General features: G+C 71.1%; 1 protein-coding gene. It reads left to right on the forward strand.

Features of this window, described 5'->3' with window-relative positions; all coding sequences use genetic code 11:
- A partial coding sequence (locus M8J73_RS44560; protein ID WP_372504112.1) for a putative T7SS-secreted protein occupies nt 1-671 on the forward strand: 671 nt, incomplete at both ends.

Here is a 671-nt window from a genome sequence, read left to right on the forward strand (position 1 = left end):
CAAGCTCGACTCCTCGAACTGGAAGGGCGAGGCGGCCGACACGTTCCGCGAGCAGTTCGCGATGCATCCGAAGAAGTGGCTGCACGCGGCGGACGCCTGCGACAAGGCCGGCAAGGCCCTCGACGCGTACGCCGACACCGTCAAGTGGGCCCAGGAGCAGGCGCGGGACGCGCTCGAGGCGTACAAGGCCGGCCGGGAGGCGTCCGAGAAGGCGGTCGACGCGTACAACACCAAGGTCGACGCGTACAACGCCAAGGTGAAGGCCGGTGAGGACCCCGGGCCCGAGCCCGCCCCCTTTCAGGACCCCGGCGAGAAGGACGTCGCCCGCGCGCACCAGCTCCTCAAGGAGGCCCGCAGGCAGCGCAACGAGGCCGCCCGCACTGCCGCCACGTCGGTCAGGGCCGCCCTGGAACACGCGCCCGCCGAACCCCCGCCCCTGACCCGGCTCGTCTCGAACTTCGTCGACCACCAGGCGGGCACGAGCCTTGAGCTGACGCATGTCGTGGGCGGCGCGGTGAAGGGCACCGCCGGCCTGCTCACCTTCGCCCGCGGCATGACGTTCTACGACCCGTACAACCTGACCCACCCGGCCGAGTACTACCAGAACGTCAACATGACGCTCGCCGGCCTCGCGAACACCGCGGCCCACCCGGACCGGGCCCTCAAGGACG

It is taken from the genome of Streptomyces neyagawaensis (genome assembly GCF_023516595.1).
Lineage (GTDB): Bacteria > Actinomycetota > Actinomycetes > Streptomycetales > Streptomycetaceae > Streptomyces > Streptomyces neyagawaensis.